This is a genomic window from Xanthomonas sp. NCPPB 1754 (genome assembly GCF_041475725.2).
Lineage (GTDB): Bacteria > Pseudomonadota > Gammaproteobacteria > Xanthomonadales > Xanthomonadaceae > Xanthomonas > Xanthomonas euvesicatoria.
Window position 1 is genome coordinate 2369666 of the sequence record NZ_CM192982.1, and the last position, 24396, is coordinate 2394061.

20 protein-coding genes and 1 pseudogene are annotated in these 24396 nt (G+C 65.6%); 15 read left to right on the plus strand and 6 right to left on the minus strand.

Annotated elements, in window-relative coordinates; translation table 11 throughout:
• Nucleotides 1–2: 2 nt before the first annotated feature.
• Complete coding sequence (locus ACCQ15_RS10405) at nucleotides 3–278, minus strand: PQ-loop domain-containing transporter (protein WP_031422621.1); 276 nt, start codon at nucleotides 276–278, stop codon at nucleotides 3–5.
• Nucleotides 279–461: 183 nt separating this feature from the next.
• Between ACCQ15_RS10405 and ACCQ15_RS10410 the strand changes: the two genes are divergently transcribed.
• From ACCQ15_RS10410 to ACCQ15_RS10425, 4 genes are all read left to right on the plus strand, one after another.
• Nucleotides 462–1736, plus strand: coding sequence for a molybdopterin molybdotransferase MoeA (locus tag ACCQ15_RS10410; protein WP_372381479.1), 1275 nt, complete (start codon nucleotides 462–464; stop codon nucleotides 1734–1736).
• A gap of 37 nt (nucleotides 1737–1773) precedes the next feature.
• Nucleotides 1774–2343 carry a molybdenum cofactor guanylyltransferase gene (locus tag ACCQ15_RS10415; protein WP_014090163.1) on the plus strand — a complete coding sequence of 190 codons (570 nt, stop codon included), beginning with the start codon at nucleotides 1774–1776 and terminating at the stop codon, nucleotides 2341–2343.
• Complete coding sequence (locus ACCQ15_RS10420; protein ID WP_008575384.1) at nucleotides 2327–2689, plus strand: hypothetical protein; 363 nt, start codon at nucleotides 2327–2329, stop codon at nucleotides 2687–2689. The genes ACCQ15_RS10415 and ACCQ15_RS10420 overlap by 17 nt, the downstream gene beginning before the upstream one ends.
• Before the next feature lie 226 nt (nucleotides 2690–2915).
• On the plus strand, nucleotides 2916–3998 hold the full coding sequence (locus tag ACCQ15_RS10425; protein ID WP_029819399.1) for an AraC family transcriptional regulator: 1083 nt from the start codon (nucleotides 2916–2918) through the stop codon (nucleotides 3996–3998).
• A gap of 99 nt (nucleotides 3999–4097) precedes the next feature.
• Here ACCQ15_RS10425 and ACCQ15_RS10430 read toward each other — a convergent pair whose 3' ends face one another.
• The 3 genes from ACCQ15_RS10430 to ACCQ15_RS10440 all read right to left on the minus strand — a co-directional run bounded on the left by ACCQ15_RS10430 (nucleotide 4098) and on the right by ACCQ15_RS10440 (nucleotide 7782).
• Nucleotides 4098–5030 (minus strand): SDR family NAD(P)-dependent oxidoreductase, encoded by a 933-nt coding sequence (locus tag ACCQ15_RS10430; RefSeq protein WP_011347325.1) that lies wholly within the window; start codon nucleotides 5028–5030, stop codon nucleotides 4098–4100.
• Nucleotides 5023–6456: a flavin-containing monooxygenase gene (locus tag ACCQ15_RS10435; protein WP_372381480.1), complete on the minus strand. Its 1434-nt coding sequence runs from the start codon at nucleotides 6454–6456 to the stop codon at nucleotides 5023–5025. Before ACCQ15_RS10435 ends, ACCQ15_RS10430 begins: the two co-directional genes overlap by 8 nt.
• Before the next feature lie 348 nt (nucleotides 6457–6804).
• The gene (locus tag ACCQ15_RS10440) at nucleotides 6805–7782 is read right to left on the minus strand and encodes an NAD(P)-dependent oxidoreductase (RefSeq protein ID WP_372172591.1); all 978 of its coding nucleotides are present in this window, start codon (nucleotides 7780–7782) and stop codon (nucleotides 6805–6807) included.
• An 80-nt stretch (nucleotides 7783–7862) separates the two neighbouring features.
• On the opposite strand from ACCQ15_RS10440, the gene ACCQ15_RS10445 reads away from it, so the two are divergent.
• The 8 genes from ACCQ15_RS10445 (at nucleotide 7863) to ACCQ15_RS10480 (ending at nucleotide 19140) form a co-directional block, all read left to right on the plus strand.
• Nucleotides 7863–8435: an ANTAR domain-containing response regulator gene (locus ACCQ15_RS10445; protein WP_008575394.1), complete on the plus strand. Its 573-nt coding sequence runs from the start codon at nucleotides 7863–7865 to the stop codon at nucleotides 8433–8435.
• Nucleotides 8436–8439: 4 nt separating this feature from the next.
• Nucleotides 8440–9528, plus strand: coding sequence for a CmpA/NrtA family ABC transporter substrate-binding protein (locus ACCQ15_RS10450; protein WP_372190681.1), 1089 nt, complete (start codon nucleotides 8440–8442; stop codon nucleotides 9526–9528).
• Nucleotides 9529–10455: 927 nt separating this feature from the next.
• The gene (locus ACCQ15_RS10455) at nucleotides 10456–11625 is read left to right on the plus strand and encodes a nitrate/nitrite transporter (protein ID WP_372381481.1); all 1170 of its coding nucleotides are present in this window, start codon (nucleotides 10456–10458) and stop codon (nucleotides 11623–11625) included.
• Nucleotides 11626–11683: 58 nt separating this feature from the next.
• A complete protein-coding gene (gene nirB / locus ACCQ15_RS10460) occupies nucleotides 11684–14101 on the plus strand; it encodes a nitrite reductase large subunit NirB (protein WP_372381558.1) in 2418 nt (805 codons plus the stop codon).
• Nucleotides 14098–14466: a nitrite reductase small subunit NirD gene (nirD, locus tag ACCQ15_RS10465; RefSeq protein WP_209261992.1), complete on the plus strand. Its 369-nt coding sequence runs from the start codon at nucleotides 14098–14100 to the stop codon at nucleotides 14464–14466. The genes nirB and nirD overlap by 4 nt, the downstream gene beginning before the upstream one ends.
• Nucleotides 14463–17273, plus strand: a complete 2811-nt coding sequence (locus ACCQ15_RS10470; RefSeq protein WP_372381482.1) for a nitrate reductase — start codon at nucleotides 14463–14465, stop codon at nucleotides 17271–17273. The genes nirD and ACCQ15_RS10470 overlap by 4 nt, the downstream gene beginning before the upstream one ends.
• Nucleotides 17274–17354: 81 nt before the next feature.
• Nucleotides 17355–18101 (plus strand): uroporphyrinogen-III C-methyltransferase, encoded by a 747-nt coding sequence (gene cobA / locus ACCQ15_RS10475; RefSeq protein ID WP_008575402.1) that lies wholly within the window; start codon nucleotides 17355–17357, stop codon nucleotides 18099–18101.
• 781 nt (nucleotides 18102–18882) lie between these two features.
• Nucleotides 18883–19140, plus strand: a complete 258-nt coding sequence (locus tag ACCQ15_RS10480) for a KGG domain-containing protein (protein ID WP_005916070.1) — start codon at nucleotides 18883–18885, stop codon at nucleotides 19138–19140.
• 81 nt (nucleotides 19141–19221) lie between these two features.
• Here the strand turns inward: ACCQ15_RS10480 and ACCQ15_RS10485 are convergent.
• A pseudogene (locus ACCQ15_RS10485) lies at nucleotides 19222–19422 on the minus strand (hypothetical protein).
• A gap of 367 nt (nucleotides 19423–19789) precedes the next feature.
• Between ACCQ15_RS10485 and ACCQ15_RS10490 the strand changes: the two are divergent.
• From ACCQ15_RS10490 to ACCQ15_RS10500, 3 genes are all read left to right on the plus strand, one after another.
• The gene (locus ACCQ15_RS10490; RefSeq protein ID WP_008575404.1) at nucleotides 19790–20299 is read left to right on the plus strand and encodes a ferritin-like domain-containing protein; all 510 of its coding nucleotides are present in this window, start codon (nucleotides 19790–19792) and stop codon (nucleotides 20297–20299) included.
• Nucleotides 20300–20400: 101 nt separating this feature from the next.
• The gene (locus ACCQ15_RS10495; protein ID WP_029819408.1) at nucleotides 20401–21321 is read left to right on the plus strand and encodes a M14 family metallopeptidase; all 921 of its coding nucleotides are present in this window, start codon (nucleotides 20401–20403) and stop codon (nucleotides 21319–21321) included.
• A 333-nt stretch (nucleotides 21322–21654) separates the two neighbouring features.
• Entirely contained in the window at nucleotides 21655–22353 is a 699-nt protein-coding gene (locus ACCQ15_RS10500; protein WP_008575406.1) for a DUF1349 domain-containing protein, read from the plus strand.
• Between the two features lie 131 nt (nucleotides 22354–22484).
• On the opposite strand, the gene ACCQ15_RS10505 is transcribed toward ACCQ15_RS10500, so the two are convergent.
• Nucleotides 22485–24296, minus strand: a complete 1812-nt coding sequence (locus ACCQ15_RS10505) for an EAL domain-containing protein (protein ID WP_008575407.1) — start codon at nucleotides 24294–24296, stop codon at nucleotides 22485–22487.
• Between the last annotated feature and the right edge of the window lie 100 nt (nucleotides 24297–24396).

A 24396-nucleotide genomic window follows, 5' to 3' on the forward strand; every position in this document is an offset into this window, starting at 1 on the left:
GTCTACGCTGCGCGTTCCAGCCTGCGGCGCTTGACCCGCTGCAATGCATAGCCGGTCAGGGCCGTCAGCAGGATCAGCACATTGCTGACGATAAACACCGCGTTGCCAACCAGATAGCTGTAGAGGATGAACAACACCGAAGCACTGATCTGGCCGAGGAACAACCAGCGCGAGACGCCCTGCGCGGCGTCGGAGCGCCATTGTTTGTAGATCTGCCGGATCAAGGTGGCGATCAGGATGATGCTGGCGAGCCAGCCCACGACGTCGACGAATTGCATGCGTGCAGTTGATCAAGGAAGGCCTGCAACCTTGCAGCGCACACTGTCTGCATACCGTTCGAGCAGCTTCAAGCGTGGTGTCTACGGTGATGCCCATCATGTGGCGGATGGACACACGACGGCCCCGCACGGCCACGCCTGTACCTGCTGCGCCAGGGGCCGGTATCCTAGCCGGGTCATCCATTGGTCGGCACTGTCCTGCACATGATCAGCTATGCCGAAGCACTCGCGCTGGTCCACGCGCACGTCGCACCCCTTGCCAGCGAGTGGGTGGCAAGCGTCGATGCCGAAGGTCGCGTGCTTGCCGACGCCTTGTCGAGCCAGGCCGAGTTGCCGCCCTTCGACAACAGCGCAATGGATGGGTTTGCATTGGCGACCGCGGGGAGGGGTGCGTTGGCAGACCGCGAGTACGTGGTGAGCGGTACCGTTGCGGCAGGGCAGGACGCCGGTGCGGCTGCGATCGGTGCGGCCTGGGAAATCATGACCGGCGCCGGCGTGCCGCCGGGTGCCGATGCGGTAGTGCCGATCGAGCAAGTGCAGATCCTCGCGCACGACGGCGAGCGCCCCAGCCGCATCCGCCTGTGTCAGCCGGTGCGTGCGGGCCAGCACATCCGTCGTCGCGGCGAAGACGTGCGCTTGCACGATCGCGTGATCGACGCCGGCACCATGCTGCGCGGTGCGCATCTGATGCTGCTCGCCGGCCTGGGCTGCGCGCATGTGCAGGTGGTGCGGCGGCCGCGCGTGGCCTTGATCGCCACTGGACGCGAGTTGATCGGCGACCCTGCACAACCCCTGCAGCCGGGCCAGATCCGCGATGGCACCAGCAGTTATCTGCTGGCTCAGTTGCGTGCCGCCGGCGCCGATGTCGTGTGGCGTGGGCAGTTAGGCGACGACGATGCTGCGTTCGATGCGTCACTGGCACAGGCCCGCCATGCCGGTGCCGATCTCATCCTGAGCACCGGCGCCGTTTCGCGTGGTCGGTACGATTTCATCCCGGAGGCATTGGCACGCCACGCTGCCGAAGTGCTGTTTCATAAGGTCGCAGTGCGACCGGGCAAACCGGTGCTGCTTGCGCGCTTTAGCGATGGCGCGCTGTATATGGGGTTGCCCGGCAACCCGATGGCCAGCGCGGCCGGTCTGCGCTTTTTCGTCGAGCCGGCATTGCGCGGTTTGTTGGGCATGCCGGTTGAGCATGGCGTGCGCGTCGCATTAGAGGCACCGATGCAGGCCAGGCCGATCTGGCGGCAGCATCTGCGGGCACGCCTGCTGTGCAGTGCGGCCGGCGCGTTGTCGGTGCAGATCCTGCCGCAGCAGGAATCCTTTCGTGTGGCCCCGTTGCTGCAGGCCAACGTCTGGGCGGTACTGGAGCCACAGGACGAAGGCGCCGCAGCGAGCACGCATGCCCAGGTCTTCGGACTGGGCCACCTGCACCCGGCCGCGCCGGCCATCGAGCCATGAACACGCCGGTGGGTGCCGCCCATCCCGGGGCTGTCGCATGACGCTGCAGCAGCCGTGGACGGGCGTGGTGCTGGCCGGTGGACGTTCGTCGCGCATGGGGCAGGACAAGGCCTTGCTGCCCTGGCATGGACGTCCGTTGCTGGAACAGATGCAGGCGCTGCTGCGCCAGGCCGGTGCGCAGCACGTGGTGGTCAGCGGCAACCGGCCCGAATATGCCGGCATTGCCGACGTCCATCCCGATCTGGGCCCGCTCGGCGGGCTGGCAAGTGTGATCGCGAACGCGGCCGACGCGACCACGCTGTTGGTGGTGCCGGTGGATATGCCGCTGTTGTCGGCCGCGTTGCTGGGCAAGCTGCTTGCGCCGTCGCAACATTGCTGTGTGGCCTTCGAGGACCAGATGCTGCCGATGTGCCTGCGGCTGGATGCCAGCGTGCGCGAGGCGTTGACGGTGCTGATGGCGGGCGCTGCATCGTCACGCTCGCTGCGCGCCTTGCAGCATTCACTGCAGTGCCATCGCGTGACTGTCACTGCCAGCGAACGCGCCGAGTTCGTCAATTGCAATACGCCCGAGCAATGGAGCCGGCTGATCCATGAAAATCCAGATTGAAGGCCAACATCTGCGCTTTCGTATCGACGAGGACGAGCTGGCCAGCCTGCTGGCCGGGCGTAGCGTCGACAATCTCAGCCGATTGCCGAGCGGGCAGGGCGCGCGGTTGGTGAGACACAGCGTGAGCCTCACCGGCGGTCACGCCGCATGTAATTGCGCCACCGATCATTGGCAACTGGCGATCCCGCGCGACGCGCTGGAGGAACACGCACGCCAGCTACCGCGCCGTGACGGGCTTCAGTTCAGTTTCGATGCGGGCGCTGGGCATGCCGAGGCGATGACCTTGCAGGTCACCTTCGACGTGGATGTGCGCGACAGCACGCGCAAGCGTCTGTTGCGGGATTGATGGTTTGACGCGCCGGCAGCTGTTGGCTGGACCTGCACGTCATCACTTGCGCTAAAGTGCGGCCGAGCGGTTGAGGCCGCATTGTCGCGAGGACGCAACGCATGCAAGACGTTCGGCTCCGGCCGGCTTGTACCGCCACATGGCACGCGCTGCATTGTGGCGTTATTGGCTGCACGGCACGCTGGCACCGCGGCGAACGCGAACGCTCCGCGGAGCACTGCTGAGCATGCCGCGTGCGCGCGCGGCCGTCACCCGCAGCCAGCCCATCTCCGAGGTCGGCAACGCGCGTCCTGCGCCGGCCGATAACCGCCGCACCGCCAACATCGTTCCCAACACCGTGCGCTCGCTGCTGGGCCTGGTCGAAGATCGAGGACACGCGCCGGAGCGGCTGTGCAAGGGGTTGGGATTCACCGACCGCGACCTGCACGACCGCGACCTGCTGCTGTCCTACCAGCAGGTGCGTGCGCTGATCCTGCGCGCACGCCGTCTGCTGGACGAGCCGGCGATGGGCCTGGCGGCCGGCATGCGGCAACGGCCGGTGTCATGGGGACTGACCGGGCTGGCCATGCTCACCTGCGAAACCTTCGGCGAAGCCATCGCCTATGGCCTGGGGCATCAGCACGAAGCCGGGGCGATGATGCAGCACCTGTTCGCACAGCAAGGCCCCGAAGCCTGCATCGAACTGGTGCCGCATGTATTCGACCTGGAGATCGAGCCTTACCTCATCGAGGAAGCCTTTGCCGGTGCCCTCAATGTCAGTCGCTGCATGCTGGGGCCGGACATCCGACCGCGCGCGGTGGAACTGGCCTTCGCGCGATCGGCCCCGCTGGAGATCTACACGCGTTTTTTTCGCTGCCCGGTGCGGTTTGGCGCTGGTCGCAACCGGATGACGCTGGAGGCAAAGTGGCTGGCCGCGCGGTTGCCGGGCTACGACCGCACCACCTGCGGACTGTTGCGGCAACAATTGGAGACCCTGATTCAGCGGCCGTCGTCGCGCAACGAGTTGGTCGAATCGATCGCACTGCGGCTGCGCAGCGATGCCGAGCGTGCGCCGCGGCAACCGGAGCTGGCGCGCCAGGCCAATTGCAGCGAGCGCACGTTACGGCGTCGGCTCGGTGCGCAACAGGTCGGCTACCGGGCACTGCGCGATGCCGCCCGCTACGAACGTGCGCAGGATCTGCTGCGCAATTCGCAGATGACCGTGGCCGAGGTGGCGCAAGCGGTGGGATACGCCGATGCACGGGCGTTTCGGCGCGCCTTTCAACGGTGGTCCGGTCGTTCGCCCGGACAGGCGCGCGATCCGCGCTGAGGGTTCGACCAGACACGGTATTTGGCCGCACTGCGCGCCGGTTTGCCCTCCAACAGCGCTGCCGCCGCATGCGCTGCGTGTGCGGGTGCCAGCAGCGGCTCAGGTCCGCTGCGTAGTTGCTCGCGTTGCGGCGAGGGTGTGCGGGTCTTCGCGGTGAGCGGGCGGCACCACTTCCCATCCGTCCTGGCGCGGGCGAATCAGGCCGCGCTGCTGCAGCGACGCAAGATAGTTGCGATGCCCACGCTCGGCGCTGCGTGCGAACAGCGGCAGGGCGCGCGTCAGCAGGTTGGGCAGCAGCATGGCCAGCCGCACCGTCCACGATTCGCTGGGGCGCACGAAGCGCTCCAGGCACGGTGCGTCCAGGCACCGCAACACCTGCAATGCGACTTCGTCCGGTTGTTGCGGCCGATCCATGAACTGCAACTTGTTGCCGCCGTTGAGGGCCTCGCGCATCAGCATCGGGGTGTCGGTGGCCGACGGGTTGACGATGGAGACGCGAATACCCAGGCGTGCGCCGTCCAGTCCCAGGCAGAGCATGGCACCGCGCAGCCCGAACTTGCTGGCCGAGTAGACCGTCGATTCCGGCAACGGGAACATGCCGCCCAGCGAGACGATGTTCACCACGCGCCCGTCGCCACTGCGCTGCAGCAGCGGCAGCAACCGGTGCGTGAGCAACAACGGCGCCATCAGGTTCAACTCCAGTTCGCCGCGGATCGACGCCGGCGTGCGCTGCTCGAACGGCGTGGTGCCGACGATGCCGGCATTGTTGACCAACAGCTGCAACTGGCCCCAATCCGTGTCGAGCCGCTCGGCGAGACGGTCGCGCGCGGCCGGATCGGTCAGGTCGGCCACCTGCGCGCACGCCAACGGCCCCAGCGCCTGCACCGCACGTGCCAGTGCATCGGCATCGATATCCACCAGCAGGCAGCGCACGCCGCGCTGGATCAGGCGCGCGGCGATCGCGCGTCCCAGCCCGCCGGCGCCGCCGGTGATCACCGCATTCCAGCCGCGCAGATCCTGCGGCTTAGCCATGGGCAACCTCGCTGTCGGCCAGCCGTGCGGTGGCGGTAGTGCGCATGCGTGGATCGCCACCGGCGTCGAGCTTGAGCGCGTCGTACATGTGTTCGCCCAGTTCGCCCCAGCCCAATCGCCTGCGCAGCTGATGCAGATAGCGTTTGAATGCATGCGCCTCGATGTAGACGGCGTGGCGCTGCGATGCCACGAAACGGATGCCGCCGGACAGGTCCGGTGTATCGTTTTCGATCAATGCATCGAAGCGGCGTGCGCTGGCAGGATCGCGGCGCTGCGCGGTCAGGTAGGACGCGATCATGTGGGCCTGGGTGTCGAACAGCTTGTACGCGCTGGAATTGGTTTCCAGGTAGCCGATCCCGAACAGATTGCGATGCGTGCGGTTGAACATCGACAGGTACATCTGCGGGCGTCCGCCGTTCCAGAGGAAATACTCGCTGGCATACGGGCAGCTCCAGCGGTAGCCGGTGGCGCACAGCAGCAGGTCGATCTGCTCGCGGCTGCCGTCCTTGAACACCACGTGCCTGCCGTCCAGTCGGTCGATATCGGGTTTGACGGCGATGTTGCCGTGCTGGAGATGGTGCAGCAGCTGGGCGTTGAGCAGCGGGTGACTTTCGAACAGGCGATGGTCCGGCTTGGGCAACCCCAGCCGGGCCAGGTCTCCGTTGACCAGCCGCAGCAGGGCCGAAAAGATCGGGCGTGCCAGCCACAGGGGCAGGTGCGGACCGGTTTCGGCGATCTGGTCGACCGGAATCCCCATCAGGTGCTTGGGGATGAAGTGATATCCGCGGCGCACGCTCAGAAAGGCGCGTTGCGCATGCATGGCCGCCTCGCAGGCGATGTCCGCGCCGGAGTTGCCGGCCCCCAGCACCAGCACGCGCTTGCCACGAAATTCGTCGCCATGCCGGAAACTCACCGAGTGGCGGATCTCGCTATCGAAGTGGCCCGGCAATTGCGGCATGCTGGGGTCCCAGTTGACGCCCGACGCGCAGATCACCGCGGCGTAGAGGCGCTGCGAGCCATCGGCCAACGTCACCTGCCAGCGCCCGTCCGCCTGTTTGTCGATACGCAGGACGGCGGTGTCGAACTGGATCTTCTCGCGCAGACCGAACGTCTCGGCAAAGCTGCGCAGGTAGGCCAGGATCTGCCGATGCGACGGGTAGTCGGGGTACTGGCGCGGCATGGGATGGCCGATGAAGGCCGACAGATCGCGCGAGGAAATGAAATGGGTGGAGTCGTAGATCGGCGAGCCGGGGTTGCTGACGTCCCAAATCCCGCCCAGGTCGCCGTGGCGTTCGAACTGGTCGTAGTCCAGCCCCTGCGCCTTGAGCGCGCGTGCCGCACTGAGCCCACCCGGGCCAGCACCGATGATGCAGACCGCATCGCTGCGGTCGAGCGGGAACGTCTGGGACGGCGAAGGCGTCTGCATGGTGTGGCGATGTCCGAACCGGGATGACGTGCTCGACTGTAGGCGGATGCGCGCGCCGTGCTGGGGACTTTTTCGGCCAGGCAGGGGGTGAAATCGGTCACGCTGGGTGCCGTTGCCTGGCTTGCTGCACGCCGTGACGCGGTGCCGATGGCATGCGCCGGCGGGTAGCAGTCGAGCGCCATTGCGCGGCCGCGGGCCGTCATTTCCCTGGGATGGTATCGGCGGGTGCTCCGGCGATCGGTGTGTCGAACGCACGGGTTGGCAGCAGGACACGGCGCGCCGAGCGTTGCTGGCGCGGTAGGCAGTCGCGTTCAAGCGCGTCGAATCCGGCAACGCGCTTGGAAAAATCTAGCGGAGCGGCAAGCCCGGAACCCGCACCGACAGGATGCCCTGCGCGTGCAGCGCGGCGTCCAGCTCCGCCGGGATGGCATCGCCGCTGCCCATGCGCAGGACCACGACCTGCAGCCCGGCGCCGACCAACTCCACTACGGCGGCCTGCTGCGCGCCCGGCGTCTCCGGCCAGGCGCGCCGTTGCGCGTCCCGGCGCGCCAGTTCCACCACCGCGGCGGGCACGTCCGACGCCAGCAGCAGCACGTCGGCCAGGTTCAGGGCACGCAAGGCATTGAGCGTGAGCAGGCCGGGATCGCCCGGGCCGGCACCGACCCATTGCACGCTGCCGCGCGCCGGAACGCTGTCCACCGCGTCCAACGCAGCGGCAAAGGCGGCTTCGGCGGCGACGGTATCGCCGGCCTGCAGCAATTGCGGCACCTTCCCGTCGATCACCTGGTCGAACCAGCGGCGCCGCCGGTTCATGTCCGGCAACTGCTGACGAATGCGCTCGCGGTGCCGGGCGAACAAGGCCGCCAGCGTACCCACCGACGCATGCAGTTCGCGCTCCAGTCGCTCGCGCAGTCGGCGCGCCAGCATCGGCGCCGCGCCCGCCGACGAAATCGCAATCACCAGCGGATCGCGGTCGACAATGGCCGGTACCTGGTAGGTGGAGAGCTCGGCATCGTCCACGACATTGACCAGACGCTGGCGTGCGCCGGCCGCTGCGGCCACACGTTGATTCAGATCCACATCATCGGTGGCGGCGACGACCAGCCACACGGTGTCGATCCAGGCAGGATCGAACTCGCCTGTCATTTGCTCGAAGCGCCCGGCCTGCAGCAGCTGGGCAAGTTCGGGCGAAAGCGCATGCGCATACAGCCGGATGTGCGCCTGCGCCTTCAGCAGCGCCAGCACCTTGCGTGTGGCGACTTCGCCGCCACCGATCACCAGCACAGCGCGCCCCTGCAGGTTGGCGAACAACGGGAACAACGGCATCGGACACTCCGAAAAGATGGCTCGCACGAGCGGCATGTTGCATGGCACCATCAGGCCACGTCCATGCCTCGCTGCTGTCAATGCGTGTTTTGCTGGTCAACGATACCGAAAAGCCGATCGGCGAACTGCGCCAGGCACTGACGCGCGCCGGCTACACGGTGCTCGATGACGTGGCCTCGGTCAGCGCGCTGCTGCATGCCGTGCAACGCCAGCAGCCGGATGTGGTGGTGATCGACGTGGATTCGCCTTCCCGCGATACCTTGGAGCAGCTGTCGATGTTGCATGCGCACGCGCCGCGGCCGGTGGTGATGTTCTCCGGCGATGGCGACGATGCGTTGATCCATGCAGCGGTCGGCGCGGGCGTGACGGCGTACGTGGTGGATGGCTTGGCGCCTGCGCGGTTGGCGCCGATCGTGCAGGTGGCGCTGGCCCGTTTTGCGCAGGAAAGCAGCATGCGCAAGCGCCTGGACGAGGTCCAGCAGGCGCTGCAGGACCGCAAGCAGATCGACCGTGCGAAGGGCTTGCTGATGGAAAAACGTGGCCTGAGCGAGGCCGATGCCTATGCCGCATTACGCCAGCAGGCGATGAAGCAGGGCGTCAAACTGGCCGAAGTGGCGCGCCGCATCGTGGCCATGGCCGAGTTGTTGGGATGAATCTATGAGTCAAGCCGAATATCCCGTCCTGCGCGTGGCCTATCTGCCATTGATCGACTGCGCGCCGCTGGTCGCTGCGCAACACCTGGGTCTGGACCATCGACATGGTCTGCAGCTGGAGCTGCAACGACAGGCATCCTGGGCCGGCGTGCGCGACCGTTTGCTGGCCGGTGAAGTGGAGGCAGCCCACACCCTGGCCAGTTTGGTGTATGCGATCGACCTGGGCATCGCCGGCCCGCAATGCCCGATGGCATTGCTGATGACGCTCAATCACAACGGCCAGGCGATCACGCTGGCGCCTGCACTCGCGCAGGCGTTGGCGGCCGGCCGCACGCTGCCACAGGCATTGGCAGGATTGGGGCGGCGTGCGGTGTTTGCGCAGACCTTTCCTACCGGAACGCATGCGCTGTGGCTGTACTACTGGCTGGCTGCAGGCGGGGTGGACCCGATCGGCGATGTGGATGTGCTCAGCATTCCGCCACCGCAAATGCCCGAGGCGTTGGCCAGCGGATTGGTCGACGGCTATTGCTCCGGCGAGCCGTGGGCGGCGGTGGCCGAAGCGCAGGGCACGGGGCGGCGTGTGATCCGCAGCGGCGAGTTGTGGCCTGGCCATCCGGAGAAGGTGCTCGCCTGCCGCCGCGAATTTGCAGCACTGCAGCCGGAGTTGAGCGAGCGCTTGACCGCTTGCGTGCTGGAGGCCTGCCGTTGGCTGGACGCGGCGCCAGCCAATCGCGCGCACTGTGCGCAGTGGCTGGCCGAGCCGCAGCATATCGGGGTGCCGGCGACGCACCTGGCGGTGTGTCTGGGGGCGCATCCCGAGGTTGAGTCGCATGTTGGTTGCGGCGCTGCCGCCGATGATGCGACTGCGTTGGCCTTTCACCGCGGCGGGGTGGTGAATATGCCGTGGCTGTCGGACGGCGAGTGGTTCCTGGGCCAGTTCCAGCGCTGGGGATGGCATGACGTTCAAGACGACGACATCGCCCGGCTCGGCGATATCCACCGACTCGACAACTATCGGCGTGCCGCCGCACGTGTGGGTGTCGTCGCTCCGGACAGCGATCATCGCAGCAATCGGTTGTTCGATACGCCGTAACGCGATGGAACAGGCGTGCTGGAGTCTGCGGTGATGGCTGCAGAGCGTAGAGGGATCGCAGGGAGAGCGGCTGGTCTGCAGTTTGGCTGCAGGGCCCCTTGCCGGCCCACCAGCGCGGGACACGCTGCAAGTACGTCCATGTAGGCTCCTACGCGGCATCCATGCTGCGTAAGCTCCCGCGACGGTGGGCGGGCAAGGGCCAGTGGAGATGGTCGGTGCGCCAGGTTTCAAACAGAGCAAACAGCAAGCCGCACGAGGCGGTTTCCTCGCTCTTCGACAAACCGCCGGCCAACTCCCAGGTGCGGTGTCCTCGCCGCTTGCGAGACCGTTGAAGGCATGGATGCCGCCACCGAGCCTGTACAGACGTACTTGCAGCGTGTCTGCGAGCGGTGAGGGCACCGCGCGCTCCATCGGCCAGGCGTTTGATCTCGGCAGTCGCGCCAATGCGTTCGACTGCACCCAGTCACGCCGTCTAGCTTCCCTGACGCGCAATGCGCCAGCCTGGCGTCACGATCATGCGTGGAGGGACGGCGTGTCGCAGGAATATCGATCGATCGCGCCCGCCAGCAACGCACGGTGTTGGTGCATTGCTGCACGAAAGCCGGGAATGGTGAGCCGCGCCAGCGGCTACCCGTTACCTCGCGCGAGACCGGCAATCAGCCGCCAACCCTTAATTTATCAAGCGCTTGCAGCGCAGTGAGGTCGTGGTGAGAAAGTTGGCACGTTGATTGCGTAGTACGCACGTGCAGGTACAACGGCGTGCCTGCAACAACATGCAGACGATGCCAGCGGCTCAACGGCGAGCCGCACGCATCTAGGACAACGGCGTCCTTCCGGTTTACCGGAGGGCGCCGTTTTTTTTTGGCCATCGCACTCGAAGAGGTCTCTATGCAGCGCTCGTTCTGGCGATCAGGGCATACGCCCACGTTGTTCGCATCTTTCCTGTATTTCGACCTGAGCTTCATGGTGTGGTATCTGCTCGGTCCGCTGCAGGTGCCGATCGCGCAATCGCTGGGGCTGGATACGCAGCAGCGTGCCTTGATGGTGGCAGTGCCGATCCTGTGCGGCGCCGTGTTGCGCCTGGTACTGGGCATGTTCGCCGACCGGATCGGCGCCAAGCGTGCCGGCATGGTCGCGCAGCTGGCGGTGATCGCAGCACTGTTCGGTGCATGGCAACTGGGCGTGCACAGCATGGGGCAGGTGCTGTTGCTGGGCGTGCTATTGGGGATTGCCGGTGCATCTTTCGCGGTGGCATTGCCGCTGGCTTCGCGCTGGTATCCGCCCGAGCATCAGGGCACCGCGATGGGGATTGCCGGAGCCGGCAATTCCGGCACGGTGCTGGCGGCGTTGTTCGCCCCGATGCTGGCGGCCGCTTTCGGCTATCAGAACGTGTTCGGCCTGGCGTGCATTCCGTTGGTGCTGACGCTGGTCGTGTTCGCAACCATCGCCAAGGAAGCACCCACGCCGGTCGCGCGCAAGCAGTGGTCCGACTATGGCCGCGTGCTGGTGGGCAACCGCGATGCATGGCGCTTCATGTGTTTCTACGCGATCACCTTCGGTGGCTTCTCCGGCTTTGCCAGCGCACTGCCTGGTTACTTCCACGACCAGTTCGATTTCGATGCGCGTACCGCGGGGTGGGCCACCGCAGAGTGCGTACTGGCCGGCTCGGTGATGCGCCCGCTCGGCGGCGTGATTGCCGACCGCCTCGGCGGCACGCGCGCCCTGTTGGCGGTGTATCTGCTGGTCGCCGGGCTGGTGGCAATCGCCGGATTTGGTGCCGGCGGCGCCACGATCACGCTGGCGCTGTTCGTGCTGACCTTGTTGTGCCTGGGCGCCGGCAATGGCGCGGTGTTTCAACTGGTGCCGCAGCGCTTCGGCCAGGACATCGGCGTGATGACCGGCCTGATCGGCATGGCAGGCGGCATCGGTGGATTTGCGCTTGCCGCGGGGCTGGGCGTGCTCAAGCAGCACACCGGCAGCTACGCGATCGGCATGTGGTTGTTCGCTGCCTTCGCGCTCGGCGGCTGGGCGTTGCTGGCCGGCGTGAAGGCGCAGTGGCGCAGCGAATGGTCAACCGCAGGCGCGGCGCGCGTCTGATATGTCGACAGGAGCCCAGGCAATGAAGCAACCCAGACTCGTCGTCATCGGCAATGGCATGGCCGGTATCCGCACCGTGGAAGAACTGCTCAAGCTGATGCCGGGCATGTACCACATCACCGTATTCGGCGCCGAGCCGCATCCCAACTACAACCGCATCCTGCTCTCGCCGGTGCTGGCCGGCGAGCAGGAATTCGACGACATCGTGCTCAATCCGTTGCAGTGGTATCAGGACAACGGCATCCACCTGCATTTGAACAAGGAAGTCACGCGCATCGACCGCGTGCGCCGCCGCGTGATTGCGGCCGATGGTACGCAAGCCGAGTACGACCGGCTGCTGATCGCCACCGGCTCGGTGCCGTTCGTGCTGCCGATTCCCGGTAACGACCTGAAAGGGGTGATTGGGTATCGCGATATCCAGGACACGCGCACCATGATCGATACCGCGCGTACCAAGCAGCACGCGGTGGTGATCGGTGGTGGGCTGCTCGGGCTGGAAGCGGCCAATGGGCTCAAGCTGCGTGGCATGGAGGTGACGGTGGTGCATCTGGCCGGCTGGTTGCTGGAGCGCCAGCTCGACCCGGTGGCCGGCAACCTGCTGCAACAGGCCCTGCGCGCGCGTGGCCTGCACTTCAAGCTGAGCACCGCCACCAGTGCGCTGCTGGGCAATGCGCAGGGCGAGGTGATCGGGGTGAAGTTCGCCGATGGCAGCGAGATTCCCGCCGATCTGGTGGTCATGGCGGCCGGCATTCGCCCGAACACACGTCTTGCCGAAGAAGCAGGGATTCATTGCTCGCGCGGCATCGTGGTCAACGACAGCCTGCAAAGCTTCGACCCACGCGTGTACGCGGTGGGCGAGTGTGCAAACCATCGCGGCATTGCCTACGGCCTGGTCGCGCCGCTGTTCGAGCAAGCCAAGGTCTGCGCAAACCACCTGGCGCAGTTCGGTATCGGCATTTACCGCGGTTCAGTGGCATCGACCAAGCTCAAGGTCACCGGCATCGATCTGTTTTCTGCCGGTGATTTCATGGGCGGCGACGGCTGCGAAGAAATCGTGCTTTCCGACCCGGCCGGTGGCGTCTACAAGAAGCTGGTCATCCGCGACGATGTCCTGGTGGGCGCGTGCCTGTACGGCGACACCAGCGACGGCGGGTGGTACTTCAAGTTGCTCAAGGACGGCACGCCGATCCAGGCGCAGCGCGATCAACTGATCTTCGGCGAAAGCGCGCTGGGCGATGCCGGCACCGGTGGCCAGGACCGCGCCAGTGCGATGGCCGACAGCGATGAAGTGTGCGGCTGCAACGGCGTCTGCAAGGGCACGATCGTCAAGGCGATCAGCGAGCAAGGCCTGTTCACCGTGGACGAGGTGAAAAAGCACACCAAGGCGGCCAGTTCGTGCGGCTCGTGCACCGGCCTGGTCGAGCAGATCCTGATGAATTGCCTGGGCTCCAACTTTCAGGAAACCCCGAAAACCAAGGCGGTATGCAGCTGCACCGACCTCAGCCACGGCGAGGTGCGCCGCGCCATCCGCGAGCACAAACTGCTCACGCATGCACAGGCCTATGCCTTCATGGAATGGCGCACACCCAACGGTTGCGCTACCTGCCGGCCGGCAATCAACTACTACATGCTGTCGACCTGGCCGCATGAGGCCATCGACGACCCGCAGTCGCGTTTCATCAACGAGCGTGCGCACGCCAATATCCAGAAAGACGGCACGTTTTCGGTGATTCCGCAGATGAAGGGCGGGGTGACCAATGCCAGCGAGCTGCGCCGGATTGCCGATGTCGCCGACAAGTATGCGGTGCCCATGGTCAAGGTGACCGGCGGCCAACGCATCGATCTGCTTGGGGTCAAGAAGGAAGACCTGGTCGACGTGTGGCGCGATCTGGGCATGCCCTCCGGCCATGCGTACGGCAAGTCCATCCGCACGGTGAAAACCTGCGTGGGCAGCGAATTCTGCCGCTTCGGTACCCAAAACAGCACGCAGATGGGGATCGATCTGGAAACCATGCTCGCCAACATGTGGAGCCCGCACAAGGTGAAGCTGGCGGTGTCTGGATGCCCGCGCAATTGCGCCGAATCCGGCATCAAGGACGTGGGCATCATCGCGGTGGATTCCGGCTGGGAGATCCATATCGGCGGCAATGGCGGCATCAAGACCGAGGTGGCACGCTTCCTGGTCAAGGTGGCCACCGCCGACGAAGTGCGCGAATACGCCGGCGCGTTCCTGCAGCTCTACCGCGAGCAGGCGTATTACCTGGACCGTACGGTGCACTACATCGCGCGGGTAGGGCTGGATTACATCCGTGCGCAAGTGGTGGACGCCGCCGCCAACCGGCGTGCGCTATACGAGCGCCTGCTGTATTCGCTGGAGGGTCTGGTCGACCCGTGGAAGGCGCGTATCGCCGGCGAGCGCCGACAGGAATACCAACCGCTGCGCGTTGCGGCGCCGGCCGCCACGGTGGAGCAATGAGCATGCATAAGCCGCCTGCCTGGATCCGCATCTGCGCTTTGCAGGAATTGCCCGCATTGGGCGCACGCGTGCTGGAGATCGAGGGCATCGAACCGATCGCGTTGTTCCGCACTGCCAGCGACCAGGTATTCGCGCTACGCGACCGGTGCCCGCATAAGGGTGGACCGCTGTCGCAAGGGATTGTTGCCGGCGACACCGTGACCTGCCCGTTGCATGGTTGGGCCATCGCGCTGCAGAGCGGGCAGGCATGTGCGCCGGATGTGGGTTGCGCGCCGCGCTATCCGGTGAAGGTGGAAGCCGATGCGGTATGGATCGTGTTGCAGCCGGCGACCGCGCCGGATGCTGTCGCCGAGCCCGCCGTATGAGCGAAGGCCTGCAGCATCTGTCAAGCGACGAAGCCGCGCAGCCGCAGGCCGCGTTACCGATGCACCGCATCACGCGTTCGTCCTGCTGCTATTGCGGGGTGGGCTGCGGTGTGCTGATCCACAGCGAGCATGACGCCGATAGCGAACGCATCGTCGGCATCGAAGGCGACCCGCTGCACCCGGCCAATTTCGGGCGCCTGTGCAGCAAGGGGCTGGCACTGCCGCAGACGGTGGCCAGCACGCAGGGGCGTGTGCTCCAACCGCAGCTACGCCGTCATCGCCAGGCGCCGCGTACCGCAGTGGGTTGGGAGCAGGCACTCGACCATGTGGCCCACAAGCTGGCCGCCATCATCCAGGAGCACGGCCCGGACGCGGTGGGGTTCTATCTCTCCGGGCAGCTGTTGACCGAAGACTATTACGTCTTCAATAAGCTGGCCAAAGGCCTGCTCGGTACCAACAACATCGACACCAATTCGCGGCTGTGCATGTCCAGCGCGGTGACCGGCTACAAGCTTGCGCTGGGTGCCGATGGCCCGCCCACCTGTTACGACGATCTGGAGCTGGCGCACACCGTGCTGTTTGCCGGCAGCAACATGGCCTATGCGCATCCGGTGCTGTTTCGCCGGCTGGAAGAGGCACGCGCGCGCAACCCCGACATTCGCTGGATCGTGATCGATCCGCGGCGTACCGACACGGCGGCCATGGCCGATCTGCACCTGGCGATCGAGCCCGGCACCGACGTCGCCTTGTTCAACGGCATGCTGCATCACCTGATCTGGGAGGGCCTGGTAGACGCGCGTTTCGTCGCGGCACACACCGAGGAGTTCGATGCCCTCAAGCGGATGCTGCGCGAGTACACGCCGCGCATGAGCGCCGAGATCTGCGGCATTGCGCACGAGGATCTGGTGCAGGCGGCCGAGTGGTTCGGGCGCAGCCGTGCAGCGTTGTCGCTGTATTGCATGGGCTTGAACCAGTCCGTGCACGGCACCGACAAGAACCTGGCCCTGATCAACCTGCATCTGGCCACCGGGCAGATCGGCAAGCCGGGCGCGGGGCCGTTTTCGTTGACCGGTCAACCCAATGCGATGGGCGGACGCGAGGTCGGCGGCATGGCGACCATGCTGGCGGCGCATCGCGAGATTGCAAATGCCGACGACCGCGCCGAACTGGAACGGCTGTGGGGCGTGCCAGCCGGGCGAATCTCGCCAACGGCAGGCGCACCGGCCGTGCAATTGTTCGAGCGGCTGCGCGCGGGCACGCTCAAGGCGGTGTGGATCGTGTGCACCAACCCCGTGCATTCGATGCCGGAGGTTGCCGGCATTCGCGCCGCGCTGGAAAACGCCGAATTGGTGGTCGTGCAGGAGGCCTTTTCCGGTACCGACACCGTGCCGTATGCCGACGTGTTGCTGCCGGCCGCCAGCTGGGGCGAGAAGGACGGCACGGTGACCAACTCCGAACGCCGAATCACCCGCGTGCGCAAGGCGGTGGAAGCACCCGGGCAGGCACGTGCGGATTGGTGGATTGCCAACGAGGTGGCGCGCCGGCTGGAAACGCGCCTGGCACCAGCGCGCGGGCCGGGCCTGTTCGCATTCAATCACCCTGCGCAGATTTTCGACGAGCATCGCGCCCTCACGATTGGCCGCGACCTGGATATCGGCGGCCTGGATTACGCGCTGCTGGATCATGGCCCGCAGCAATGGCCGTTTCCGGAAGGCAGCACGCAAGGGCAGGCCCGGCGTTACACCGACGGCGTATTCGCGCACGCCAACGGGCGTGCACGCTTCCACGCCACGCCGTATCGCAAGGTGGCCGAAGCCACTTCGGCACGGTTCCCGATGCGGCTGCTCACCGGACGCCTGCGCGACCAGTGGCATGGCATGTCGCGCACCGGGCGGGTCGCGGCGGCATTCGCGCATAGTCCCGAGCCGGCGCTGCGCATGCATCCAGGCGATGCACAGCGGCGTGGGCTGGTGGCCGGCGAACTGGTGCAGATCGCAAGCAAACGCGGTGCGCTGGTGCTGCCGCTGGAACTGTCGGACGAACTGCGCTCGGGCACGGTGTTTGCCCCCATGCACTGGAGCGGGCAGAGCCTGTCCAGCGGCGGCATCAACGAAGTCAGCACGCCGGCAGTGGATGCGCGTTCGCAACAGCCCGAACTCAAACACACGGCCGTGCGGGTGGAAAAGACCGCGTTCGGCTGGCATCTGCTGGCGGCGCGGCGTGGGGATGCACTCGCCTTGCAGCAGGCGTTGCAACCGCTGTTGCGCGACTGCGGCTATGCCTCCCTGCGCCTGCATGCCGAGCCCTCGAGCGGCAACAAGCGCCGTGCAGCCGGGGATTGGGTCGTGTTGCATGCCGCCTGCGAACGCGCACCCGATGCCAGCTGGATGGATCGCCTGGTCGTCGCCTTGCAGCTGCCGGCCGGCGCGGATGTGCTGGAGTACCGCGACCTGCGCCGCGGGCTGATGCGCCGCGTTGGCTGGCGCATGCAGGACGGGTATCACCATATCGACGGCGTGCTGCTCACTGCCGCGCAACCCGGCGACGCCGATCGCTCGTTGCTTGCCACCGCACTGGCCGGTGAACCGTGGCGGGGTGCGCGGCTGTCGGTCTTCGCCCATACCCACAGCGCACCGAGCGACCCGATTGTGTGCACCTGCATGCATGTCTCGGCCGCCGCGATTCACGCGGCCATCGACGACGGCGCCGATGTTGCGCAGCTCAAGCAACGCCTGGGCTGCGGCACCGTGTGCGGCTCCTGCGTGCCGCAACTCACTCGGCTGTGCCGGCAAACGCGGCTTGCGTGAGTGCACCTGTCCTCTGAATGCACCGTCCCTCCACACCCAACGAGAACTCCCATGTCAGTCACACCTTCCTGCGCACGTGATGTGGTGTTGTTGTCCGCCGGCCCGGGGGACCTGGAATTGCTCACCATCAAGGCGGTGAAGGCCCTGGCGTCGGCGCAGGTGCTGCTGCTCGACGATCTGGCCAACCCGGAGATCGTCGAACTTGCACCGCAGGCGCGCGTGATCCGGGTGGGCAAACGGGGCGGATGCCGTTCGACACCGCAGGAGTTCATCTGCCGGCTGATGCGTCGCTACGCGTTGCAGGGCCTGCGCGTGGTGCGCGTGAAAGGGGGCGATGCGCTGCTGTTCGGCCGCGCCGGCGAAGAGATCGCCTTTCTGCGGCGTGCCGGCGTCGGCGTGCAGGTGATCAACGGCGTGAGTGCGGCCTTCGCTGCGGCGGCCGCACTGGAGGTCTCGCTGACCCATCGCAGCCATTGCCATGGCATCACCTTCGTCACTGCGCACACGCACGACCACGGCGAACCGAATTGGGGTGCGCTGGCGGCCAGCGGCACGACGCTGGGTATCTACATGGGCCTGCGCCGCGCGGATGCGCTGGCCGCTGCATTGCTGGCGCATTTGCCGGCCAGCACGCCCGCCGCCATCGTGCAGGCCGCCACACGGCCGGAGCAGCAACGTCGCCTCACCACCTTGGGCGAGCTGGGGATGACAGCCGCCGCGCTGCCACCGGGCCTGCCGACCTTGTTGCTGGTGGGCGGTGCTCTGTCCGAAGCTGCGGCAGCGTGCGACGATCGCGATGGGCCGATGGTGGTGCAGGCCGTGGGGTGAGGGCGGCGCACCACCGCTGGGCGGCTGCGGGGCAGGGCGATTCGGGCTCACGGTTGCCGCCCGACGTGGTGCGTGCGCGTCCGGAGACTGCTTGTCCAGCCTCTGGGGCAGCCGCATCCGGGCGTGGACGGCACGGCTAATGGTTCCGGCCCGGCGTCAACATCGGCCAGTGGTACCCACTTGCACACAACCGCTAAGTCTTTCGCAAGGCGGGTAGCAACGCCTGAGGCGTTGATGGCGCATCAGTGTGCGCCCAGATCCACGCGCAGTCTGTGTGCGGGCCCTGCCTGTTTCAACCTGTGGCTGCGCCGCTGTCTGGCAGTCCAGTGGCGAATTGGCCGAGCGATCTGCGGTATCGGCAGCACACGTCTTGCGAGGCGCTGCGCACGCCGGCACCGAGGCGACTGGCGCGCGCAGACGATGAGTGAGCTGTACGCAGACGGCTGTTCCCGCACCGTGCGTCGCAACCGGACTACGCGAGATTGCAACACACCTGCATCAGGGGCGGGCGCTTGGTCCAGGCATAGCGGCTGATCCCTGCGACGCCAGCGCAACCCGTCCAGCGGCTGCAAACGGATTGCGCCCCGTGATAGCGCTATCCACCTAAGAGGTAGGCCGAATCGTCCGGCGATGCGAAGGTGTGCAAGATTTGCGCAGCGAGCGCAGCCGTTTTTTCCTGCATCCATCCGCAATGCACCGCGGAGCCTGCCTTTCAGGGTTGGCACGAATGTTGCGGTTAGCCCAATACCCAGGCGTAACCGAAGCATCGAGAGGAGGCACAGTGGAAGACGGACAAAACACGACCCGTAGCCGGCGCGGCTTTGCCGCATTGGATCCGGAGAAGCGCCGCCTGCTGGCGAGTAGCGGCGGCAAAGCCGCGCATGCCAGCGGCAATGCGCACGAATTTACCAGCGACGAAGCGCGCGAAGCTGGCCGTAAGGGTGGCCAGGCCGTGAGCCGCGATCGCGATCACATGTCGCGGATCGGCAGCAAGGGCGGGCGTTCCAAGCAGGCCAAGCCGCAGGAAGAATCCGCTTAATCCAGCCATCGGCGCGCCATGGCGCGCCGGTTTGGGAGCGAATCTTGCGGAAGGCTGGACACAGGCGCTACGCCCATGCGGCTAGCGCCTGTGCTGTTTTCGGTTTGAAGCAAGCCGATTGCTGCACGCGGTAAGGCGCAATCGATTGCAGATTTTTGCACGCCGTCATCGTGCGTGATGGCCTGTGCACCTGGAAAGATTCATGAGCGCCTGCTGTGCAACGCATCAAGCGCAAGCGAGAAATTTTTGCAGTCGTGCACTGATGTCCGACATCGATTGCATGGAAAAATTTCACTCCAGCCACGATGCCGTTTCCAACATCGGCAGGATTTGCAGCCCACCCGGTTTGGGGCTCACCTGCGCCACGGCGGCATGAAGCGTCCCCACTATTGGTCGCAGGGCCCAGTGCCTTAGATGGTCAGCGCGGTCAGTGACCCACGCATTGCATGCAGATCCCTCAGCGATCGCCACGCAGATCCTCGGTTCCGTTGCGACCACATGCAAACAGGCTGTGGAAGGCGGAGCCGCCAGTCCCTCTGCGTCTTGTCAATGCCACGTAGACGTCGCACGCAGCGTTCACTTGGAACAGTCACATCTTTCATCCGCGCCGCTGCAGGCTGGACATATCGCAAACACACAGGAGAACCCCATGGCCGAACCCCAAGAAAACCTGATGGACTGGCTGCGCGATGCGCATGCGATGGAGCAGCAGGCCGAGCAGATGCTCAAGGCCCAGGCCGCACGCATCGAGCACTACCCCCAGCTCAAAGCCCGCATCGAGCAGCATCTGGAAGAGACGCTGGGGCAACAGCGCCTGGTCGAATCGTGTATCGAGCGCCTGGGCGGTTCGCCGTCGATCATCAAGGACGCCATGGGCAAGATGGCCGCGTTCGGGCAGGCAATGGGCGGCATGACCACCTCCGACGAAATCGTCAAGGGTGCGATGGCCAGCTATGTGTTCGAGAACCTGGAGATCGCGACCTACACCGCCTTGCTGGGTGCCGCCAAGACGGTGGGCGATACCGAAACGCAGCGCGTGTGCGAGCAGATCCTGCCCCAGGAACAGGCCATGGCCGATTGGCTGTTGGCGCATCTGCCGGAGTTGACCGAAGAGTTCCTGGTCCGCGACGCCACCCCAGGGGTCACGGCGAAGAAGTAAACATCAGCGACGCAGGTTTCATCGGCCCCGCAGCGCGGGGCCTTTTTGCTTCTGTGCGCAGAGCGCTTACCCTTGGCGGCTCCTTCGCACCGGTGTCTGCAATGACGACAAACCCAACGTATCCGATCGGCACGCCCGGGCAACCGTGGGGTGAGCCGGAACGCGCCCTATGGCGCGCACGCCAGCTGCAGCAACGCAGCTATGCGGAGGATGTCGTGCAGCAGGTCGCCGCACTGGCCGAACAGTACGAGCGCGTGCAGTACGGCACCATTACCCATGCGCAAGGGGAGTATCCGTTGCTGGCACTGCGCAGCGCGCAGTGGGACGACAGCCTGCCGTGCGTGTTGGTCACCGGCGGCGTGCACGGCTACGAAACCAGCGGCGTGCAAGGTGCGCTGCAATTCCTGCAACAGCGTGCTGCCGACTACGCAGGCAAATGCAATCTACTGGTGGCGCCGTGCATCAATCCCTGGGGCTATGAACGCATCCAGCGTTGGAATGCCGATGCAGTCGATCCGAATCGCGCGTTTCGCCGCGACAGCCCGGCCGAAGAGTCGGCTGCGCTGATGCGGCTGGTGGCCTCGATTTCCGGCCGAATGCTGGTGCATATCGATCTGCACGAAACCACCGATAGCGACGAGAGCGAGTTTCGCCCGGCGTTGGCGGCGCGCGACGGCGCGGTGTTTGTGCCGGGGAGCATTCCGGACGGGTTTTACCTGGTCGGCGACAGTGAAGATCCGCAGCCCGCCTTCCAGCAAGCGGTGATCGCAGCGGTGGCCGAGGTAACGCATATCGCGCCTGCCGATGCGGATGGGCAGCTCATCGGTGCACCGGTGGTGGGGCATGGGGTCATCAATTATCCGGTGCGGCGACTGGGCTTGTGCGCCGGCGTCACCGATGCGCGGTATCGCACGACCACCGAGGTCTATCCGGATAGCCCACGCGCCACACCCGACCAATGCAATGCTGCGCAGGTGGCGGCAATCTGCGCGGCAATCGATTACGCACTGGCGCAGCACTGAGGGCAGGGCACCTGGAGCAGCTAACAAAACGACTGCACAGCCGCCAGGCCCACCTGACGACTGTTCGCTACGTTTGTTGGCCGCTCTTCGGCGCCACGCGGCAGGGTTGGCCGGCAAATCGCTTTACGTCGCGCGCCCGCAATTGCCCGCGCGGATTCGGGCCTGGGTTTTGCGGCGACGTCGCATGTATGCGGCCCATCTGCACGGCTGCGCATCGTCGAAGCACGAACCGGCGCCTTGCCTGCATGGCGAACAGAGGAGGGGCCGCACCCATGCGGCCTTGCGCGTACAGCACGTAAACTACGCGTTCATAAGTCGCAGGAGCGCAGATCCATGCAACACGATGCATTCAATGGCGCACGCAGGCGGGTGTTGGCTGGCATGGTCGGGATGACGCTCAGTGGTGGCGCGTTTGCACAACAGAACAATCCGAGGAAAACCATGGCGCAGGACAGCAGCTGGCACGCCGGAACCTGGCTCAACCGGCCGAAGACACTCGATATCAACGGCGACACGTTGGATGTGGTGACCGACCAGGCGACCGACTTCTGGCGCAAGACGCATTACGGATTCACCCGCGACAGCGGGCACTTTCTGGGCATCAAGGCGGGCGCAGGCTTCACCGCGCAGTTGCGTGTGCGCGCGCAATACGAAGCCTTGTACGACCAGGCCGGCATCATGGTGCGGGTGGACGAGCAGCACTGGGTCAAGGCCGGGATCGAACTCAGCGACGGGCGCGCCATGCTCAGCAGCGTGTTGACCAACCCGGTTTCGGATTGGGCAACTGGCCCTTACGAAGCCGACCCCAAGGATTTCTGGATCCGTGCCACGGTTGCCGATGGTGTGCTGCGCCTGCAGGTCTCTGCGGATGGCCGTCACTGGCCGCTGGTGCGGCTGTGTCCGTTTCCGCCGGCAAGCGCCTATCTGGTCGGACCGATGTGCTGCACGCCCGAGCGCTCAGGTCTGAAGGTGCGGTTCTCCGATTGGGCACTGAGTGCGCCGCTGGGCAAGGACCTGCACGATCTCAGTTGAGCGCTAGGAGCATTGCTGCATTGCAGGCAGCAAGTTGGACGTGCATCGCATCGCAAGGCATCGTGCATGCATCCGCACGGCGCGGCGTGGTGCGGTTGCCTAATCCGGCGCATCCGCGCACCGCCGCGGCTCTACGGCAGACGCTGCAGCGCCCCGGTTTGTTTGACGTAGTCGGCCACCAGATGCGCCTCCATGGGTTTGGCGAGCAGATACCCCTGCGCCTCATCGCATCCCCAGCTCCGCAGCAACGCAATCTCATCGGCGTGCTCGATGCCCTCGGCCACGGTGCGATAACCCAACGCGTTGGCCAGGCGCACCACCGCCTCGGCGCGCATCTGCATGCCGGTTTTGGTGGCGATGCCAGTCACCAGCGACCGGTCCAGCTTGAGCACATTGACCGGCAACTCGGTGAGATAGCCGAAGTTGCTATAGCCGGTGCCGAAATCGTCGATGGCCACGCTCACGCCTGCATCGCGCAGCGCGCGCAGCCGCGGCACCGCTTCGACATTGCTGCGCAGCCAGCGTCCTTCGGTGATTTCCAGCTCGATGCATGTGGTGGGAATCGCCAGGTCCTTGCAGCGATTGATCACATCCGCTGCCAGGTTGATGTTGCCGAAATCGCGCGACGACAGGTTGATGGAGATGGAAAAATCCAAGCCCTGGGTACGCCATTCCGCCAGCTGCACCAAGGCGCTTTCGATCACCCAATTGGTGACCGTGCACATCAGTGCGGTTTTTTCGAAGAGCGGGATGAACTCGTCGGGGCCGATCGGGCCGAGGCTGGCGTGATGCCAGCGCAGCAACGCCTCGAAGCCGGTCACCGATAAGTCTTCAAGGTTGATGCGTGGCTGGAACACCAGCCGGAAATCGCCGGCTTTCAGGGCCTGTTCGGCATCCAGCGCCAGGCGGTACGAGCGTTGAATCGCATCGTCGTGCGAAGCGCTGTACCAGCACACGATGGCATGGTTGTTGATGGCATCGCCCAGCGCCACCAGGCCCTTGCGCATCACATCGTTGGTGTCCGGCTGCTGCGGGGCGAAGCGCACCACACCGGCATGAAAGGTCAGCGACATCGGTACGCCGGCGGCATCCACCGGCTTGTGCAGCATGTCGCGCAGATCCAGCAGCAGGTCTTCCATCTCGTCCGGCGCGGAGTTGAGCAGAAAGAACGCAAAGCGCATCGAGGCCACGTGGTAGACGGTGGCCTTGCCGCGCAAGGCGCGAGTCAACACGTAGCTGGCGTGGCGAACCAGCTCTTCCAGCGGCTGCATGCCCAGCGCCTGGCGCGCCTCGTTGGCGGCCTGGGTGTCGTAGACCTCAATGAACGCGGCAATGGTAGGCACGCTATGGCTGCCGAAGGCGAGGGCGTCCAGATCCGATTGCAGCTGACGCGTATTGAGCAAGCCGCTGTGCGGCTCGCGTCGGCCCGCACCGAACTGCAGTTCCAGCTGTGCGGCAGCCACGTTGGCGAACATCAGCAGTTGCTGATGCTCCTGGCTTGCCAGCCGTCGCTCGCGCGTGTCGATCACGCACAGAGTTCCGGAAATTCCTGTCTGCGGCGCACCCACGGGCACGCAGGCGATGAAGCGCGCGGGCAAGCCGGGGAACGCGGCATCGCCGAGTTGAATTTGCGCAAGCGTTGCATGCTCGATCAACTCGGTCACGCCATTTGGCGCTGGCGGAACCTGCTGGCACAGCTCCATGGCCTGTTTGACATGACTGCTGCTGATGCCACGCGCTGCCAGCACACGCAGGCGCCCGCCCTCCGTGATGGTCAGCGCAGCAGCCGGCGCCACCAGGGCATGGCAGAGCAATCGTGCGATTTGCTCCAGGGGCTCCATGCCGCCCAAGTCGATCGGCACGCCTGACCAGTCGAAGTGGCGATCCTGCGGTTTGTCGTCCGGGGCAAGCGTCATGGCATCGGGTTCCGTGTCGAAGATCACACACTGCACCGCTACTAGAAACAAACCGAGGTCATCGATAGGTGACGGAAACTCCACGAACTACGTGTCGAGCCAATCACTTTCGATTTTTTCTGCAAAC